Annotated in this window: 23 protein-coding genes; 3 read left to right on the top strand and 20 right to left on the bottom strand. The window is 70.6% G+C overall.

What is annotated here, in order from left to right; translation table 11 throughout:
* Position 1 precedes the first annotated feature (1 nt).
* Entirely contained in the window at positions 2–226 is a 225-nt protein-coding gene (locus C1J00_RS09960; protein WP_102908678.1) for a hypothetical protein, read from the bottom strand.
* Complete coding sequence (locus tag C1J00_RS09955; protein WP_102908677.1) at positions 226–810, bottom strand: hypothetical protein; 585 nt, start codon at positions 808–810, stop codon at positions 226–228. Before C1J00_RS09955 ends, C1J00_RS09960 begins: the two co-directional genes overlap by 1 nt.
* 353 nt (positions 811–1163) lie before the next feature.
* Between C1J00_RS09955 and C1J00_RS09950 the strand changes: the two genes are divergently transcribed.
* Positions 1164–2336: a coiled-coil domain-containing protein gene (locus C1J00_RS09950; RefSeq protein WP_102908676.1), complete on the top strand. Its 1173-nt coding sequence runs from the start codon at positions 1164–1166 to the stop codon at positions 2334–2336.
* 94 nt (positions 2337–2430) lie between these two features.
* On the opposite strand, the gene C1J00_RS09945 is transcribed toward C1J00_RS09950, so the two are convergent.
* The 16 genes from C1J00_RS09945 to C1J00_RS47625 all read right to left on the bottom strand — a co-directional run bounded on the left by C1J00_RS09945 (position 2431) and on the right by C1J00_RS47625 (position 14785).
* A complete protein-coding gene (locus tag C1J00_RS09945; protein WP_102908675.1) occupies positions 2431–3054 on the bottom strand; it encodes a hypothetical protein in 624 nt (207 codons plus the stop codon).
* An 87-nt stretch (positions 3055–3141) separates the two neighbouring features.
* Positions 3142–3366 (bottom strand): hypothetical protein, encoded by a 225-nt coding sequence (locus C1J00_RS09940; protein WP_102908674.1) that lies wholly within the window; start codon positions 3364–3366, stop codon positions 3142–3144.
* 51 nt (positions 3367–3417) lie between these two features.
* Complete coding sequence (locus C1J00_RS09935) at positions 3418–4461, bottom strand: hypothetical protein (RefSeq protein ID WP_146046167.1); 1044 nt, start codon at positions 4459–4461, stop codon at positions 3418–3420.
* Between the two features lie 50 nt (positions 4462–4511).
* Positions 4512–6308 carry a hypothetical protein gene (locus C1J00_RS09930; protein WP_102908672.1) on the bottom strand — a complete coding sequence of 599 codons (1797 nt, stop codon included), beginning with the start codon at positions 6306–6308 and terminating at the stop codon, positions 4512–4514.
* A gap of 772 nt (positions 6309–7080) precedes the next feature.
* Positions 7081–7752 carry a hypothetical protein gene (locus C1J00_RS09925; RefSeq protein ID WP_102908671.1) on the bottom strand — a complete coding sequence of 224 codons (672 nt, stop codon included), beginning with the start codon at positions 7750–7752 and terminating at the stop codon, positions 7081–7083.
* Positions 7753–8114: 362 nt separating this feature from the next.
* The gene (locus tag C1J00_RS09920) at positions 8115–8744 is read right to left on the bottom strand and encodes a hypothetical protein (protein ID WP_102908670.1); all 630 of its coding nucleotides are present in this window, start codon (positions 8742–8744) and stop codon (positions 8115–8117) included.
* 106 nt (positions 8745–8850) lie between these two features.
* On the bottom strand, positions 8851–9111 hold the full coding sequence (locus C1J00_RS09915; RefSeq protein WP_102908669.1) for a hypothetical protein: 261 nt from the start codon (positions 9109–9111) through the stop codon (positions 8851–8853).
* A complete protein-coding gene (locus C1J00_RS09910; RefSeq protein ID WP_102908668.1) occupies positions 9108–9695 on the bottom strand; it encodes a hypothetical protein in 588 nt (195 codons plus the stop codon). The genes C1J00_RS09915 and C1J00_RS09910 overlap by 4 nt, the downstream gene beginning before the upstream one ends.
* Positions 9692–9817 (bottom strand): hypothetical protein, encoded by a 126-nt coding sequence (locus C1J00_RS47630; RefSeq protein WP_281262751.1) that lies wholly within the window; start codon positions 9815–9817, stop codon positions 9692–9694. The genes C1J00_RS09910 and C1J00_RS47630 overlap by 4 nt, the downstream gene beginning before the upstream one ends.
* Complete coding sequence (locus tag C1J00_RS09905) at positions 9814–10167, bottom strand: HNH endonuclease (RefSeq protein WP_102908667.1); 354 nt, start codon at positions 10165–10167, stop codon at positions 9814–9816. Before C1J00_RS09905 ends, C1J00_RS47630 begins: the two co-directional genes overlap by 4 nt.
* Positions 10168–10267: 100 nt before the next feature.
* Positions 10268–10753, bottom strand: a complete 486-nt coding sequence (locus C1J00_RS09900; RefSeq protein WP_245936286.1) for an XF1762 family protein — start codon at positions 10751–10753, stop codon at positions 10268–10270.
* Positions 10754–10770: 17 nt separating this feature from the next.
* Positions 10771–12285, bottom strand: a complete 1515-nt coding sequence (locus C1J00_RS09895) for a DNA methyltransferase (protein WP_102908665.1) — start codon at positions 12283–12285, stop codon at positions 10771–10773.
* 98 nt (positions 12286–12383) lie between these two features.
* Complete coding sequence (locus tag C1J00_RS09890) at positions 12384–12722, bottom strand: hypothetical protein (protein WP_146046166.1); 339 nt, start codon at positions 12720–12722, stop codon at positions 12384–12386.
* 109 nt (positions 12723–12831) lie between these two features.
* Positions 12832–13158, bottom strand: a complete 327-nt coding sequence (locus tag C1J00_RS09885) for a hypothetical protein (RefSeq protein ID WP_102908663.1) — start codon at positions 13156–13158, stop codon at positions 12832–12834.
* Positions 13159–13438: 280 nt separating this feature from the next.
* Positions 13439–14272: a hypothetical protein gene (locus tag C1J00_RS09880; RefSeq protein ID WP_102908662.1), complete on the bottom strand. Its 834-nt coding sequence runs from the start codon at positions 14270–14272 to the stop codon at positions 13439–13441.
* Positions 14273–14653: 381 nt separating this feature from the next.
* Positions 14654–14785: a hypothetical protein gene (locus C1J00_RS47625; RefSeq protein ID WP_281262750.1), complete on the bottom strand. Its 132-nt coding sequence runs from the start codon at positions 14783–14785 to the stop codon at positions 14654–14656.
* A gap of 487 nt (positions 14786–15272) precedes the next feature.
* On the opposite strand from C1J00_RS47625, the gene C1J00_RS09875 reads away from it, so the two are divergent.
* Positions 15273–15548 (top strand): hypothetical protein, encoded by a 276-nt coding sequence (locus C1J00_RS09875; protein ID WP_102908661.1) that lies wholly within the window; start codon positions 15273–15275, stop codon positions 15546–15548.
* A 69-nt stretch (positions 15549–15617) separates the two neighbouring features.
* Here the strand turns inward: C1J00_RS09875 and C1J00_RS09870 are convergent, their stop codons facing one another.
* Positions 15618–15956: a hypothetical protein gene (locus C1J00_RS09870; RefSeq protein WP_102908660.1), complete on the bottom strand. Its 339-nt coding sequence runs from the start codon at positions 15954–15956 to the stop codon at positions 15618–15620.
* A 276-nt stretch (positions 15957–16232) separates the two neighbouring features.
* On the opposite strand from C1J00_RS09870, the gene C1J00_RS09865 reads away from it, so the two are divergent.
* On the top strand, positions 16233–16589 hold the full coding sequence (locus C1J00_RS09865) for a hypothetical protein (RefSeq protein WP_102908659.1): 357 nt from the start codon (positions 16233–16235) through the stop codon (positions 16587–16589).
* Between the two features lie 132 nt (positions 16590–16721).
* Here the strand turns inward: C1J00_RS09865 and C1J00_RS09860 are convergent, their stop codons facing one another.
* A complete protein-coding gene (locus tag C1J00_RS09860; protein WP_245936285.1) occupies positions 16722–17171 on the bottom strand; it encodes a DUF8825 domain-containing protein in 450 nt (149 codons plus the stop codon).
* Between the last annotated feature and the right edge of the window lie 59 nt (positions 17172–17230).

Below are 17230 nucleotides of genomic sequence, written 5' to 3'. Positions count from 1 at the left end.
GTCACTTGTCTCCGTCCGGGTCGGGTGCGGTGTTGCCGGTGTCGAGCTGGAAGTACCAGCGGTCACCGGGGTAGTCGCGCGGGGCGGTGATGGTGAAGTTCGCGCGGAGCACGTCCATCACGACCTTGGCGGTCGCATCGTCGGCGCGGAGGCGTACCTCGGCGACGCCGGGGAGGGTTACGCGGTCCTCGCGGTCCTGGCGCTCACGGCGGGGCTGGCGTGCCATCAGCCGCTCACCTCGACCAGGTCGCCGAGGACGACGCGCATGCGGTCGGCGGTGCAGCCGCACGGGACCCGCAGGTAGATGACCTCCACGGGCTCGCCCTCCTCGTCGTGCACCACGGCCTGCAGGTAGTTGAACTCCCGTCCGGCGCACGAGTAGCAGGGCGTTTCCTCGTCTTCGTCGTACAGGCCGTCATCCATGTCGGGGTCGGTGTGCGGGTGCCCGCATCCGTCGTCCAGGTGCTCGGCGCGGCCGCAGCCCTCGCACTTGGAGCACACGACTTCGACCAGGAGCGGGGGCCGGCCGCCGTCGGACGGCTGGGCGAAGGTGCGCCCCTCGGCGTCGAGCCCCGAGCCCTGGCAGTCGTCGCAGGGGCGGGCGTCGCCCAGGTCGGGAGCAGGGAAGTCGACGTACAGGTACTCGGGGAGCAGGAAGCGGCTGGGCTGGTCCGCTGGGGTGTCCGTCGGCTGGTCGGACTGGGTGCGGGAGGTGCGCAGGCGGGCGAGGGCGGCGCTGTACGGGATGCGTTCCCGGGCGGCCAGTTCGCGGGCGCGGCGCTTGAGGTCGTTGCTGACGTGCCGTGACATGTCGTCTCCGAGGCAGGCCCCACGCCGCCCGCCGCAGGTGTCAAGGCAAGGCGATTCGTCACGGGCCCTCGCCCGGGGTTCGCCCGGGTGCCGGTAGCCGTGTCCGGCGAGCCTTCGACCGTGGTGCCGTCGCTGCGTGGGTAGCGGATCGGCGGTCTGTGCGGCGTGGCCACACTTCATGCGGGACTCAGCGTAGCGGTCCGGCCACCTCTCTGCATCCGATCTCATCTCATCCCATCTCATCTCGTCTCTGTGATGAGTTGAGATGGGATGAGATGAGATCGGTTAATGGGAGGTGGAAACCGTGGTAGAACGGGCCGTCGTACGTCCGCAGCGGACCAGGAGCGAAGTCCATGAGCGAGCCCACCGCCGATGCCCCGGCCGGGGAGAGCGCAGAGCAAGAGACCTGCATCTTTCCGGGGTGTGGAGCGCCGAGAGAGCCGAAGAAGGCGAAGGCTCCGGGGCCGGCGCCGAAGTTCTGCGAGCGCGAGGACCACAACGGGGGCGCGAAGTGGCGGTATGAGCGGAGCGTCGCAGCAAGGCAGGCCCGGGATGCCGGCGCCCCGGAGGAGCCAGAGACCGACAAGCCCGTCACGGACTCCTTGGTCGACGCGGTCAACGTCCGTGAGGACATCGTTCGCCTGCTGAAGCTGCTCCCCGAGTCCCTCGAGCGCTACATCGGTCTGCTGCAGACGGCTGGCGACCCGGAGGCGGCCGAGGCCCAGGTGATGGCCGTGGAGAGCGAGGCCAACACCCGGGTCGCGTCGGCAGAGGCCCGCGCCGACGCGGAGCGCAACACCCGGATCGCCGCGGTGAAGGCAAAGGAGGCGGCCGAGCAGGAGAAGGCGGCCGCCGACCAGGCCGCGGAGCAGATGGAGCAGGAGCTCGAGGCGGCCCGCGCCCAGTTCCAGGCGGAGGTCGAGCGGATCACCGCGGAGGCCAACGCCAAGGTCGAGGCGGCGCATACCGCCGTGGAGGAAGCCCGCGCGGAGGCAGACCGACTGGTCGCGGAGGCGCGCGAGCTGGCCGAGAGGCACGTCAACGCTGCTCGCCAAGGAGCGGCCGACGAGATCGCCGACATCCGCAAGCGGTCCGCCGCGGAGGTGAAGAAGGCTGAGGACGAGGCTGGAAAGGTCCGGGTCGAGGCGGAGCGCCAGGTCGCGGAGATGACGGCGACGCTCGAGCAGGCGCAGGCCGCCGCGAACGCTCAGGTCCAGGAGGCCAACGCGAAGGCGGCGGCCGCGGACGAGCGGGCCCGGGAGGCTCAGGAGAACGCGCGGCAGGCCCGGAGCGATGCCGACGCCAGGGTGACAGCAGCCAAGGAAGCGGCCGACACCGTCCAGGACGGGTTGAAGGCCGAGCTCGAGCGCACGAACAAGAGGTTGAGCGAACTGGACCCCCGCGTCGACGCGCTGCGCAACGAGCTGGACCAGGCGAAGGACAAGCTCCGCGCTGCGGAGGACCGGGCGCGTACGGCCGAGACCGCGCTGCGCGCCCGGCAGGAGCAGGACGGCGCGCCGGAGTAGTCGGCCGGAACACCGACTTCCCCCGACGCCGCGGCGTTACGGTGGTCGTAGAAGGGCATCCCCCGTCGGAACCGGGCCCTTCTCATGCTCACCGTCAGTCGCGGGACCGCCGGCTGCGCAGGCGTGCCCACAGGGACGGGCGGGGGTCAGCTACCGCGACGACTGCTTGCCCGAAGGCTGCGAGTGCCGCCTCAAGCCGGGTGCGGTCCTTGATGTCCCCTACGGCGGCGAGCAGTTCGTTCGTTGCTGTCACGACACGTTGATCTGCATGGCGCAGGAAGGGAGCTGCTGCTTCGTGGACTCGGACCAGGGGTTCGCGCAGAGCTGCCAGAGAGGTCTTGTTGGCGTGGATCTCGCGGAGACCGAGTTGCGCGGCCGCGCCACCGGCGGCCGCGAACATATGCCGATCGGATCCGCCCAGGGCGCGGACGCGGGCGCCCTCCCCGACCGCCGCGAAGGCAGCCACCGCCAGGAACCGCGCCTGCTCCCAAGGGCGCTCCCAGAGACGGTGATTGAGGTCGGCGGCGGCCCGGACGTCCACAACAGCAACGATCAGGGCGTCGGCCCGCTCGCGGAAGGTGGCCAGTTCGGTCTGCTGATCAGCGCGGTCACGCGACCGGTTCGTCAGGCGCCAGATCACCAGACCGCCGGCGAGGGCCACCACGCCGTTGACCAGTGCTTCGGCTTGCCCTGCAAGGGCTTCGAGGAGCGTGTTCACGGCGGCAGCTTCCCCGGGACGCTGATCAGCCGGGAAGGCTTGTTGCCCGACGAGGGCGGAATGCGGACAGTCCTGTTGCGAACAGGGTCAGACGGCGTAGTCGTGCTGAATCCGGTCCTCGGCCGTGCGGGCGGTGACGGTGTCGACGGCGCGCTCGAGGGCGGCAAGGAACGGGTCCGCGGCCGCGTCGAGGACGGCGTCCCTGGCGAAGTCCTCGACGCTCTGGCCGACGGCCGCGGCGGCGCGCTGCACCTGGGCGTACTGGTCGGCCGTGAGCGGCGCTAGCGCGAGCAGACAGAGCGCGATGTCCATGCCGGGACGGTACCAGCGTCCTGGGGGCCGTCAGGGGCCGTCACGGGTGATCTACGCGGTGCCCTCGGTGGCCTGGCGCTGCGCGAGGAGGGTCCGGCGCATCGTCTCCCAGCGGGTCGGCACCAGGTCCTCCTCGGCGATCTCGCCGTCAGCCGCGGCGTCCTGCTTGACCTGCACGGCGTCGGCGACCTTCTTGTACCACTTGCTGATGCCGCGGCTGTGGATCGGTACGCCGGAGTCCGGGTGCGGTGGGGTCGACAGCCACAGGTGCTCGGGGACGCTGCCCTGCAGGCGGGTGATCAGCTTGTCCCGGCGGTCGAGCCAGTCGATCAGCCGTTCTGCGGTGTCCTCGCTCAATTCCACGATTTCAGGTTCAGGCTCTCGTCCCCGGAGACCGCCCTGCGGCTGGCGGACGATCTTGAGGGTGCGGTTCTGCACCTTCCGGGTACGCATGTCCATGGTCAGGGTGAGGTCGTCGACGAGCATGGACTCGAGTTCGCCCCGACGGGGCAGGACGTCACGCATGACGCCCCACATGGCCAGGCCCCGCACAATGACGTCAGGCCGGTCGACCTCGGGCCACTGGCCGGCCTCGTCCTCCAGGTGGTCGGTGATGAGGTCGGCGAACTGCGGGGGCACCGTGGGGCGGAGCGTCATCGGCGGCATGTCGGGGGCCTCGAACGGGATCCGTGCCTGGCGGGCGAACGCCTCCAGGCAGTAGATCCGGATGCGCTCGGAGGAGTCCACGCTGGTGGGGTCGGTGGACACGGTGGGCATGGTTCGCAGGAACCCGCCGCGGCCGAGGAGCAGGTAGGCGTGGACGGCGTCCGGGGCGAGGAGGTCCTCGAGGGAGTCGCCGGCCGTCTCCGACAGGCCCAGTGGCAGCGCTAGGGCCAGCTCGGAGGCGACCCATTCGAGCTGCTGCAGGCGGGAGTCCGACACGACGTCCTTGGCCGTGCGGTTGACCGTGCGGAACACGTCGAGGATGCGTTCCAGCTCGATGATCGAGGCCGCGGTCGACGGGACGGCCGTCAGCGCGGCCGCCGGCGTCGGGCGGCCGCCGCTGGCGCTGAGGTGGCGGGCGGGCGTACTCATGGGCATAGATATTGCCGCCTCGCGCTGACATTGGGTGCACTTCCCTCGGCCTAGTTCAGCAGGCCTCGGCGGCGCGGCTGGTTCAGCGGCTCCGGCTCGTACACGGTCAGCAGGGCCGCATCCGCCCGGTCCGGCGACTTCATACCGCGCTGCTTCATCGCCTTCTTCGACTCGACGACGCTGTAGCCGGCGCTGTTGGAGCCCAGGCGCGGGGTGGAGAGCTGGATGCCGGTCTGCCGGTCGACGCGGAGGCGAAGTCGGCCCAAGCCGGTCGACGGGTCCGGTTGCAGCAAGCCCCTGGTGGCGAGCCACATCTCGTCGCGCTTGCGGTACGGCCGCATCTGGGCGCCCGGGTCGTCCTGCTCCGGCGACTCGGACACCATCACGCCGACGATGTCGGCCTGGTGGCGGCCGGTGTCGGCCCAGCGCTTGAGCATGGACACCACGCCGTGGCCGATGCCGTTCTGGTCGACCTTGACACGGACCGCGTGCGGGGAGCTGAGGGCGTCGGCGAGGAGCTGCGCGGCCTTGATCTCCTCGAGGACCTTCTCGGCGAGGAGGACCTGGTCGTCGTTGATTGCGCCGGAGGCCGTGTAGCGGGTCTCGATGACGTCGCCGACGATGCGCGAGATGACGAACTCGTCGCCGCCGTCCGCGGCGACGTCGACGCCGAGGCGGACCCAGGCGCCTTCCTTCACGGTGTGGGTGGCGGTCTCCTTCTCGATGCCGAGGTCGCACAGCCGGCGCCATCCGGGCCCGGTCGGGTCGTCGCTGGTCTGGGCGGCTTCCACCCATGTGACGGGGATGGTGAGGCCTCCCCCGCCCTTGGGGAACTTCGCGTGGACCTTGGCGATGACGTACGGGTGATCGGGCCCGTACTCGCGGATCGTGCGGTCCACCCATTCCTGGTCGGGCAGGTGGATTGCGAGGGAGTGCGCGGGCACACCGTCCGGGCAGTCGTTGCAGTAGGGGACCCGCTCACGGGTGATCGCTGGGGAGTCAAAGGTCGCGATGGGGATGGTGACGGTGCCGCGTTCCTCGGGGTCCTCGCCCTCCTCGCACAGGCCCTCGAACCAGGACCGCGGGTCGTCCATCGCGGGGTTGCCGATCGCCAACATCCTGGCGTCACCGGTCAACAGGTTGTTGGTTCCGTTGCCGATCATGCGGGCGATGCCGCCGGCCTCGTCGACGACGATGAGCAGCTTGGGCGTGCCGTGGATGCCCTGCATGGCGGCTTCGTCGTTCTCGGGCGCGGTGAAGCCGTAGGCGACCAGGACGTCGTTGCCCCACTGATCAGGCATTTTCCACTGCGTGGTGTCGCAGTAGCCGGGTAGGCCAGCACGGGCGACGGTCTTGCGGATGTGCGGCCAGAGTTGGTTTCGGACCTGTCGAAATCGGGTCGCCGTGGTGACGATGACCATGGTCCCGGGAGCGTTGACCGCTCCGGCCCAGGCGACGAGCCTGCCCGCGATCCAGGTTTTCCCCACACCAAATCCGGCCGGGACAGCGATGCGCTTGTGGAATGGGACAGCGTCGACGATCTCTCGCTGTTTGCCCCAGATGCTTTCCCCGAGGACGTCCTCGATGAAGCCGGAGGGGGTGTCGTGCCACAGGCCGTACATCGAGCCGGTGGCCCGCTCGACTTCCCGCATGACGTGTGGCCGCTCGCGGGCGGTGATGTCGTGCTTGAAGGCGCGGCGCCGGGTGGCCGCGGGGGCGCGGAGCAGGATGTCGGCGACGTTGGAGGCGTCTCGGGAGATGACGCCGGGCTGACGTCCGTTCCGCAGCTCCCGGGCCGGTGGGACCACGCGGGGGCGTGCGGGAGGCGGGAACTGCTTGCGGAGCATGGCCCGGAGGGTGCGGTCTGCAACCCGCTTACGTCGCGTTCACGGTCGTCAGCGCGGACGGGATATTGAGCACCATGTAGGCGCTCTCGGCGGGCCCGGCAAAGTGATACCGGATAAGGGGGGCCCGAAACCGAGGGTCGACATGGGAAAATCAGGTAGTCGAGGTCGACGGCCTGGGGGCGGGCGGCGAAACCTCTCTCTGCGAGAGGAGGTGAGATCTCGATGCGGAAGTTCGGCCGAGACCTGTTGATTGCCGCAGGCGGCCACTTGCTGGCCTACACGGTCATCATCTGGGCGATGCCTGTGTCCGCACATCTCACCGGGTGAGCCCTGATGCCTGCAAGCGAGTGGGCCCACCGGTGAGAGTGCCTGTCGGGACCTCCACGGTCGTCGCCGATCCAGGAGGTCACAGTTCCGAGAATAGTCCTACCCATGCAGAGGTGATGCAGTGCGGCGCCCGGTCGAGCCCAGAGCTTGGACCGGGCGCCGCGGCATGTCGGGGGAAGGGAGTCGCGGCCTGGCCGGGGCCCATGCCCAGACCGTCGGCCAGGCCGCGGGTGTTCCGGCACTGACCATTAGAACGGCCACCCGGGGGATAAACGGGTTGGCGCTCTGTGCCGGAAGTCATGGCCGGGGTGAGGCCCTGCACCGGGGAGGTGGAGCAGGACCTTCACCCCAGCTCTCGGGGGGTGCGTGGCTGGAGTGCTTTCCCCGGGGGGATCTCGGGCAAAGAGCCAGCCGCACCCTGTAGTACGTCGCGCGCCGGATTCTGTTACGCCTTGTCGGCGGTCGGGGGCTTCCTCAGCCGGAATTCGGCGCGGACGTCGCTGGAGGGGAAGTCGTTCACCAGCAGGCGCTCGACGCTGATCGGTCGGGCGTCGAAAAGTCTGGGATCCGGGGTGACTTCCTTGAGCGGCTTGCCCAGGGCCACCCACTGGTCGAGGGCCTCCCGGGCGTCCTTCTTGGCACGGGCCGCCTCCTCGTCGCTCAGTGGCGCGCCCAGGGCCTGGGCGTGGAAGGGGACGACGCGGACCGCGACCGCGGTGGCGCCCTGGCCGTCGCTGCCGACGTCCCACCCGAGGGAGGCCTCGAGGCGTTCGTTCGGTGCCCCGATGAGCTTGAGGACCGCGGCGACGGCCGCACAGCCGACGCAACAGTCAGGGGCGTTCTCCTCGGCGGCCGCGTCCGGCTGCGGTTCCTCGGCGGCAGGCTCGTCGGCAACGGCCGCGCGGGTCGCGTCGAGGCTGGCGAGCAGGTCCTCCTCGTCCTCGGCCCACCGTATGGCCAAGCGGAAGATGCCCAGCTCCGACTCGACCACGGCACGCTCCTCCGGGGGGAGCTGGAACCACGGGGTGGTCTCCTGGCCGGCGCTCTTGAGGAACGCCCGGCGGGCCTCGTAGAAGTGCCGGGTCAGGTTCCGGGGGAGCTGCGTGCGCGTGGGCATGGATCGCATCGTCATGCCTGGGGGAACGCCGGGCGGCCGATTCTGTGACACCCCTCCCCTTCGCCGCCCTGTTGCTGCTGCTGCGCTGGAAGCCGGTTCGCAGGCCCTTGGGAGGCGATGCACGCCGATGACTGAGCGAAGCGAAGGCATCGGAACTCTTACTTCATTGTGGTGCTTGATCTTGTTACTAAAGGCGCCTGATCTACCGGTGACCGGATGCCCGGCGGCCGTTTCACCGGAAGCCGGATTTTCAGGCCCCGGTGACCGGCGCCTGATTTTCAGGCCCCGGTCTGACCTGCGGCACAAAGCGAAGACCGGCCCCGAGAGTGCTCAGGGCCGGCCGGTGGAACGAGGAGGATCGGTCAGCGTTCGCGCGTCAAGCGGGCGGTCCGCGTCTGCTGATAGATCAGCTTCTTCCCGACGCCGGCGTGCTCGGCGATCTTCTCAGCGTCCCAGCCATACGGCTCCTCCATCAGGGCCAGGGCCGCCTCTCGCATGAACACCACTGCGGCACCGCGGCGGGCGCGCGCCGCGGCGACAACACGGGCCAGGCGCGGCAGGTCCTCCGACGCGTTCTCAACGCGCGGGACCCCGGCCTCCTCAGCGAGCTTGACCAGCTCACCGCCCGGCACATCGGGGACGGGCCGCAACTCGAAGTGCCCGCTCGCGGTGCGCCTGCGCTCGAAGCCGCCGTAGTACGCCTTACTCAGGATCTCCCGGTAGGCGGTGGCCGTGACCCCGATCGTCCGGGCGAGGCCCTTGACGTGCTCGAAGAACCACAGGGAGGCCACGGCCTTGTCGCGGTCCTCGAGGTGCAGGGCAATCTCGGCGTCCGCCTGGCGGATGATCTCGGCCGCGCGCTCGATCCGGTCGTCCGGACGAGCGATGCGGCCCAGCTCCTCCTTCACGGCGCCTTCTTCGCGCTCGCGCAGGGCCTTGTAGTCGGTCGCGTCGATCTTCTTCGTCGAGTAAGTGATTCCGGCCTTGGGCATGGCTGCCGATTCCTGTCTCAAGCTGTGGCGCTTGCTGCGCCTCACGCCGACTGGGGTAACCCCACGCCTGCGCACTGCCGAGAATAGTACAGCCACGAGACCCGTGTCAGGAGTGGGCGCGACGCACCGGCACTGACCTGCACCGCAGCAACGTGAACGCCACACCGCCCACGACCAGCACACGCCCCTGCCCGTCCTGGGCCCGAGTCTGGCCGGGAGCCGGGTCGCCGGGCGTATCGGTGACCGCGATCCGACCGACGCCGAGGTTCGGGCCGTCCGGCAGGCGTACGGCCCACAGCAGCCACGGCCCAAGGCGCAGCCCCCGCGGCCGCCGCACGCGGGCCCTCACCGTGATCCGGGGACTCACTGGGCGCCATCCTTCCGCCGCGCGGCGTCCCGCTCGGCGCTCCGCCGCTGGAACTCGGCCCACTCCGCCCGCGGGAGCAGCGCGCACACCATCAGCGACCTCCGCCCGATGATGACCTGCAGGCCGCTCCGCCCGGCGTCCGTCTCCGGCCCATACCGGGCGAAGCCGATCGCGAAGAACGGCGGGAAGTTCCTCTGGGGCACGAGGAACACGCCGGCGGTGAACCGGCCGATGTCGACGAAGTGCGGCCGCTGGACCGACAACAGCGCCACCACAAGGCAGTACGTGACCGCCGCGACCGGCGAGCACATCGCCCACAGCAGCGTGCCGAACACCCCGAAGAACAGCACGGACGCGGTCCACTCGCCGAAGCGGTACGCAAGGGACGGCGTCCCCGGCCGGTACCGGACCGTGCCGGGGCGTACCTCGTAACCGAACCGGTTGGCGCCGTTCTCCCACTGGAAGTGGCTGGGATGGCGGTCGGAGAACGACGCCTGGTGCGGGCCGTCATGCCGGGCGCGCCGCTGGCACTGGAGGTCGATCTCACGCTTCGACCAGGTGGGGCACTGCCGTCGCCGAATCACTTGCGCCCCCACGAGAACAGGAAGTCGAGGAGCCCGTCGACCAGGCCCTCGAAGACGGTGGCGATCCACCCGGCCCCGGAACCCCTCGGCGTACGGCCGCGCTGGCGGCGGGCCCGGCTCATCGCGCGGCCGCCACAGTCGTGGAGCGCACCCCGTCAGGGGTGAGTTCGTACTCACTGCCGTCGGCGTAGCGCACCAGGACCTCGCCGGGGAGCTGCGGCCGGCGCACCTTCCACCCGGCCTCGTAGGACTCCCTCGGGTTGTCCTCGAACCAGCCGTTGCAGGTCGTGCACGCGGTCAGCAGGTTGTGAGCCTGGTTGATCCACGGCTCACGTGCCCCGCCCATGCCGCGGTTCACGCGGTGGTGGATGGTCAGGTCCTGCCGTGTCCCGCAGCGCACGCAGGCGCCGCCATCCCGGTCGTGGACGAGGGCCTTCACCACTTCGGTGGGGCCGGTCCGTCGTCGTGCCACAGCGCTGGTCTCCTGCCTGCCCCGGGCGCCGGGCCGCTTCGTTCACGGCCCTGGATGCGCGCCCCGGGGCGAGGCGGGGAGAGTGGACGGCGGCTGCGGCTTACGTCGCGTCGACCGGCTGCGCCTCCCAGAGGGTGCGCGCCACATTCTCCGTTCCGTGTGCCTGGCGGGGGCGGCTCGCGCAGTCCCAGCCGGGCCGGGGGCGGCGTTGTGCAATTACCGTCCAGCCAGCTGCGCGCAGGCTGGCACCGGACTCGCCTTCCTGCGTGTACGTGATCAGCCGCGTGTACCCCAACGCCTTCGCGGCTCGCCACGCCGCGCCGTACAGCAAGCTGTTGGCGTTGCGCACGCCGTCCGTCGCGGTCCGAGTTACCTCGAGTGTCTGGCCATCGTCGAAGTGCCGGGCCACTGGGCGGCCAACGATGGCCACGGCGCGCAGCACACCGTCTTGGTCAGCGGCCCCCACAGTGAACACCGCCCCAGCGGGCGGCTTGTGGTGCCTGTGCCATGCGGCAACGAACACCTTGGCATCCTTCTGCCGGACCGGAACGAGGTGCAGCCGCGTCTCCTCGTTGCTCGTGAGCACAGCTCCCTCCGTCCGCATCAGGTGCTCCTCGCGGTGTCGCGGCGCAGCCGGAGGTGGCAGAGCTCGGCGTACTCGGTCTTGGCCTCCACGCCCATGGAGTCGAAGCCCTCCAGGCGGGCGGCCTCCAGCGTGGTGCCGGTGCCGGCGAACGGGTCCAGGACGAGCCCGCCGGGCGGGGTGAGCAGCCGGACGAGCCACTGCATCAGGGCGACCGGCTTCACTGTGGGGTGCACGGTGCCGTCCGGCAGGCGCGGCCGCTCGCTGGTGGGGGCCTTGGCCTGGTAGCGGAACGCCGGGTAGAAGCGGGAGGCGCCGCCGGAGTCCGCGCCCCGGATCGGCTTGCACACGGCCTGGGCCTTGAAGTCGCCGTAGACGTCGCGGAACTTGTCCGATCCGCGGCGCCGAGGGTTCGCCCCGGAGGTGAGCAGACCCGACTGGGCATCGAGTTCGGCCACTGGGCAACCGGGCACGCAGCCATCCGCGCAGGCGTCGCCGATCGGCTCACCGTCCTCGTCGACGAGGGGCGAGTGCGACAGCAGAACGTTCGCCGGCCAGCGGCCTCCAGGATTCGCCGGGGCTAGGAGCGGCGCGCCGATAGGCTCGACTCGGCATCCGTCGATGTTGAGGGCGCCCGTGCCGTGCGCGAGGACGTTCCCGGCAACCGTGCCCTCGAGGGGCTTGCGGGCGAGGACGATCGGCTCATGGCCCGGTTTCAACGCCGTGCCCCAGCCTTCCCAGCGGGCCGCGTCCGGTGTTGCGGGGGCCGTGTCCGCGAACGTCTCACCGTAGGCGTAGCCGCCTTCGCCTTGCGCCAAGCGGCCGGTCGCCTTACGGGTTCGCTCCTGGATGACCTCACGCTGCTCCCACGCCTCGCCGGGGGTTCCCTTGCGGCCGTTCAGCCGCCAGACCTCGGCATCCATCTCGTCACCGCACCCCATGAACGCCCGTAGTTGCTGCCACTGCTCCCACGTCGGGACAGCGCACCGGTGCGGCAGCCGGGACAGCCACCAGCCGCCCATGTCCGAGGTGCCCATGTGGGCGTCCACGTCCCGGCGGGTAATGCCGCGCGGCTCGGCCTGGTCGGCGAGCCAGGACGTCACGCGGCAGATGTCCGTCCGGTCCTCGCGGCGCTTGTCGATGGCCTTGGACACGTCCAGCGATTTAGGGAATCCCGACCCGTATAGCCAGTGCAGGGAGTCCCGGATCTCGAATCCGGCGTCTTCCACGGCCACAGCCATGCGGTGGTAGGTGCGGGTCGCGCCGAACGCGGCCAGGTGCCCGCCCGGCTTGAGTACGCGCAGGCACTCCGCCCACAGCTCCACGCTGTACGCGATGCCGGAGGAGTCCCACGCCTTGCCGAGGAACCCCAGCTCGTACGGCGGATCGGTCACGATCGCGTCCACGGAGGCGTCAGGGAGAGTCCGTAGGTGCTCGAGGGCTTCCGCGTGGTGCACGACCGGCTCAAGCCCGGTCAGCTCCTCCACGGGTATCAGGGCTTCCTGCCCGGCGGGGGCGAGGTTCGTTGCCGCCACGGGGTCCGTCCGTCCTGCCCCGGCTCGTCGGGCCGGCCGGGAGCGGCGGCCGCGGGGGGACGGCGGAGCGAGCCGGGACCATGAGCCGCCGGGGAGGCTTACGTCGCGTCGAGTCGCGTGTGGAGCTGCGCCCAGGTGGTGACGCCGAGGACGTCCTGGGCGAACCCGGCGAGGGTGTCGGACCACAGGGCGTAGGGCGTGCCGTGCCGCAGGTACGACAGGACCAGGAGGTCAATCACCACCTGGTCGTCGAGGATCTGGAGGGTGGCGCGCCGGTCGGCGGCCGCGGCCGCGGTCAGGTGCTCAAGCTGGTCCAGGCGGGCGAGCCAGTCAGGGACGGCCGAGGTTCGGGTGCACAGGCCGGAGTCGACGATGTTCCGGGCGCGGACGGCGAGCGCTGCCATCCGGGGGCGGGGCGGTGCGGCAGTCGGGAGCATGGCCGCGGACCGTAGGGACGGGGGCGTCTTGCGTCGCCCGCTACCGTGCTGCGTGAGGTGAGGTGACGCGAATCCACAGCTCTGGGCGCGTCACCTCACCTCGCCCGGGTCAGTCCACGCGCTGGGCGGCGAGCGCCCGCTCGAGGGCGTCGAGCATCGTCACGATGTCGTCGACCTTCACGTAGCAGATCCCGAACGTGACGGTTCCGTCGGCGTTCACGTCGAACGCGTACTCCGCGTAGCTCAGCTCGTCCTCGTAGTGGTACTGGCCTGGCTCCGCGTCGGCGAACCCGCCAGGGCCCTCGTCGAACCAGTCGGCGCCCCAGCACTCCGTCATGGCCTGACCGACGGCCGACTTCGGGACGTTCTCGAACTCGATGGTGGCGCGCCCGTGGTCGTCGAGGCAGACCTTTCCCCGGCCCTCTCCGGCCGTCACCCAGTGCAGGGTGGGCCCGAGGCACTGGCATCGAGTTGCGGGGGTGAGGGTGGGGAACGCCGCGGTGAAGGCCGCCTGAGCGGTCTGCTCGTGAAGCTTCCATGCTCCGTGCCAGCTATCGAGTGCCGTAGTGACGTGTGGCTGCACGTCGTCTCCTATCTGCCCAGGTCACGGAGCCGCCGGGCGGCGGCCGCGGGGCGTGCCCCGGGTGACGGCGCACGTTGCAGAAGGCGGAACCCTTGCGTCCGGTGCGAGCGCAGGTCAGGCCGTGAGACGTCGATCACTTCGCCGGATCGGCGGGGATGGTGACCTGGTCGCACGACTCGTACAGCGCGAACCACTCTTCGGGCTCGTCGGTCGTGCCGCCCAGGGCGACCAGCCGTGAACCGCCGTACACCTCTTCGGCGATGTAGCCGATCGCGGCGCGCATGTCCGGGTCGGCGATCCGGTCCGCGTCGGCCGCAACCGCGAAGTACTGGTGCAGCCCTGCGATCGCGTACGGGTCGGTGTTCCACAGGGCGAACGCCAGGAGGCGCTGCGGGCCGTCGTCGTCGACCCACCAGGCGCGCCGGGTCAGGTCGAGAGTGCCGGGCAGGTGCGCGTTGTCGATGAACCGGGCCAGGACCCGCCACACGCTCGCCGAGGTGTTCCGGTACGGGGTGAACGAGACGGCCACCCGCGGGACGTCGCCGTACGGGCGGGGGCAGGACACCAGAGCTGCCCACGCCATGAGCACCGCGGCAAGAAGGTGGTTGTCCGGGTGCGGGACCCGGGCGGCGACACAGCGGACGTCGCGGCCGGCCGCGGCGTCGAGGACGGCCCGGTGCGCGTCGGTGAGGGCGAGGCCGAGGACATCCTCGGCGAACCCGGACGGGGTGTCACGCCAAAGCTCGTACGCGCTGCTTGTGTGCCAGTCCAGCGCGATCATCACGTCCATGAGCGTGGCGTCGTGCAGCTCGGCGATCTCCTTGCGCCGCTCGTCGGCCGGAAGGCCCAGGAGTCGGTGTGCAAGCTCCGCGGTCGCCACGGGAACCCATCCGGTCCGGTGAGGGCGGTTGTAGGTCCGGGCGGAGGCGGCGAGCGCGGCGCAGCGCGTGAGCGGGATGAACGTCATGGGCGCGCACGGTAGGGAGCGGGCACGCTTGCGTCGCTCCCTGCGGGGTACGCGCCGTGTGGCCCCGCCGATGCTGCGCCTCCCACCCCCGGGCGCAGCGGCGGGGCCTTCAACGTCCCCGCACGGCTGCGCCCCGGCCGCGGACCAGCGGCGGGGACCCGTACAACGAGATCCAGGAACTCCATCTCGAGGTAGAAGTCTGGCGGGTACGACCCGGCATGCCGTCGTCACCGTGACGCGGATCAGGTAGCGCCACCCGGCGAGACCGTGCAATGGTGGCGGCGAGGCGGCTCGTCCGCCTTTGTCACAGAGGGGTCCCTCCGGACCCACCCATCGGGACCCCACTGCTCGACTAGCTGTCGGCGCTCTGCTGGGTAACCATCAGAGCCCGACAGCCCCGTACAGGTCGACTGCGGCCTGTACGGTGCGCAGCGTCCAGTACGTGGCGGCCATTCCGCCGGCCACGATGACGCAGCCCGCGCGGAACTTGCGCCATCCCTTTCCCATACGCATCGCGGAACCTCCCTCTCTCGGCGCCCTGGCCATGTGCCAGGACTTGCCCTCATCTCAGGACCCGGGTGCTTGAGATGTGGCCGGTGCCGGGAGCGGCGCCGCAGGAACTAAGCAAACCAGAGCGCCTGTGGATTGAAACCCGGTGAACCCACAGGCTTCGCGACCGACCGCAGGAAATCCGTAACTCTGAGTTAGTTTTCGACTCTCATTGGGGAGAGGTCGGAACCAGCCCGTGCGGGCATCTGCCAGCCGACTTTTTTCGCGAAGGCGACGGCTCTTTGATCTGGCGTTTCCGCAGCGCACTGCGACGCATATGACGTGCATCACACCTCGCCGAGGGGGTGGTGATCGACACCCGTGCGCGCCCCCTTAAAACACACTGCGCCCCGGCCGGGGGAGTCGTCCTGGCCGGGGCGCAGCGTGCAAAACGTGAGGTCAGGCGGAGTCGCCAGCACCTCCCGCCGCGCCTGAACACTCGGGGTCGAAGATGTTGCACGCCGTAGGGGTCGGGTCGGGCGGCATGGTCGGCTCCGGAGTCGACGGCGGCTCGCTCGTGGGCGGCGTACTGGGCGACGGGTCGCCCGGCCCAGTCGACGGCGGGGCCGACGGGGAGCTGGTCGGCTGCGGATTCGTGCCGCCAGAGGAGTCGTCACCGAACTGGGACACGGCGAGCAGTAGGCCCGCCAGGAGCACCAGGAGCGCGGCGACCGACGCCAAGGTTCGTCTGGTCGTCGTGGAGAAAGTCATCGAAGTCCTTCCGTGAGAGTTAGCGCGAGGCGTGGAAGGTCTCCGACACGGACAGCTTGTGTCTCGTCGTCGCCCGAGACGTCGCTCATCTCCGGCCCACGGAGACGCGCGGCGGGGCCGGAGCCTTCGGGGCGGCAGGCATCTTCACGGCGGGCGCCTTCGGCTGCTGGACGGGCTTCCGCGCGCTGCTCCGGGACTCGCTGGCACCCGGGACGGCCGCGCCGGTGGATCCGTAGGGCTGGCACGTCACCGGGTTGAGCACCCCTGCGGCACCCGCGGGGCAGGAGCTGCCCTCGTGCCCGCTCTCCGTCTCGTCGCCCACCAGGAGCGCGACCAGGATCACGAGGGCGAGCACGAGAGTGCCGACCGCGACGGAGATGATCAGGCGGGACTGACGGTCGTCGTGCACGGGGCTGGTCTTCACGGCGTGGCCTTCCAGGCGGAGGGATGAGGCCGCGGATCGTGGAGGCTGGGGACGCCTTGCGTCGCGCGGTGTCGAATCGGGTTGCCCGTGAGGGTCCCGGCCGGCCAGGCTGTGCACCGCACGGCGCTGCGCACCACTGGAGCGAGGCGGGGGCGAGCCCGCGGGCCGCCACGATCACCGCCTCCGGTGCCACCGAGGGGTTCGAATCCCCTGCGAGCGCCGTGCTTTCCTTTGCCCGCCCCGGGCGCTCGAGGGCACCGTGCCTACAGTCGAGGCATGAGCACGATCGAGGAGCCGACACCGGCCCGCCCGTGGCGCCCCGAGGACGGGCCGCCGCCCGAGGTGTGGACGTGGCCGCACGGCGACCGTCCGGCGCTCGAAGTGCGGTCTGCCGGGAAGTGGCGGTACGCGCCCGTGATGGCACGGCAGAACTGGGCAGACGGCACGGTCCGCTACCAGGTCGAGGTGGACTTGCACGGGACCACGTCCGTCACGGCCCGCACGTACGTGTGGCCTCACCCGGGGCTGCGGGTGGCCCATGGAAGCGGCTCGGAGCCGTCCAGGGGGGTCCAGGAGCGGAAGCAGGGGGACATGCCACAGGCGCCGCACCGTCGGGCGCAGCCAGGCACGTAGCGGTTCACGGGCGGTTGAAGTGCTCGACGTGCCTGTGCGACTCGTTGACCTGCGGCGGTTTCAGAAATCGGAACTCGTCTGAGGCGCCTCCCAGCTTCGGGCGGATCCGCCCGAAGCTGGGGCTGGCGAGGATCAGGCGGCTTCCTCAACATCATCGCGGGCCAGGGGAACGGCGCCCTCGGCGTGCTTGAGGGCCATGCGGGCGGCGACCAGGGCCGCACCCTTGACGCCTTCCTGCTCGCAGCGCTCCCACCACGGGTGACCCTGCACGACCGCTGTGGCGTCGCGCAGGGCTGCGAACAGCCGGTCGTACTCGGCGGCTTCGTCGGGCTCCCAGCCGGGCGTTGCGGGCCGTCCTGGGCGCTCCCTGCCCCGCTCCGTCTCGTCCGGCCAACCCTTGTGCTTCTCACGGGACCACGGGAGCGCGGCCTGGTGGGCGTGGAGCCTGGCGAACAGCTCGGCGACCATGCGCTGGGCGGCGATCAGATCGCCGGGGAAGTGGTGCGGGTTGAACGGGGCCGGTTGGGTCGCGGCCGGCCCGGGGGCGCTGGAGTCCTTCGCGGCGGGGACAGGTGTGCTCATGCTTCGGAGCCTAGTTCGAGCGGGTGACAGTCCTCCGGCTCCGGCTCGTACCCGGGAAT

Origin of the sequence: Streptomyces cahuitamycinicus, from assembly GCF_002891435.1 — a bacterium.
Classification (GTDB): domain Bacteria; phylum Actinomycetota; class Actinomycetes; order Streptomycetales; family Streptomycetaceae; genus Streptomyces; species Streptomyces cahuitamycinicus.
The sequence above is the reverse complement of the archived record's forward strand: the minus strand, read 5'-3'. Positions and strand labels throughout refer to the sequence as shown.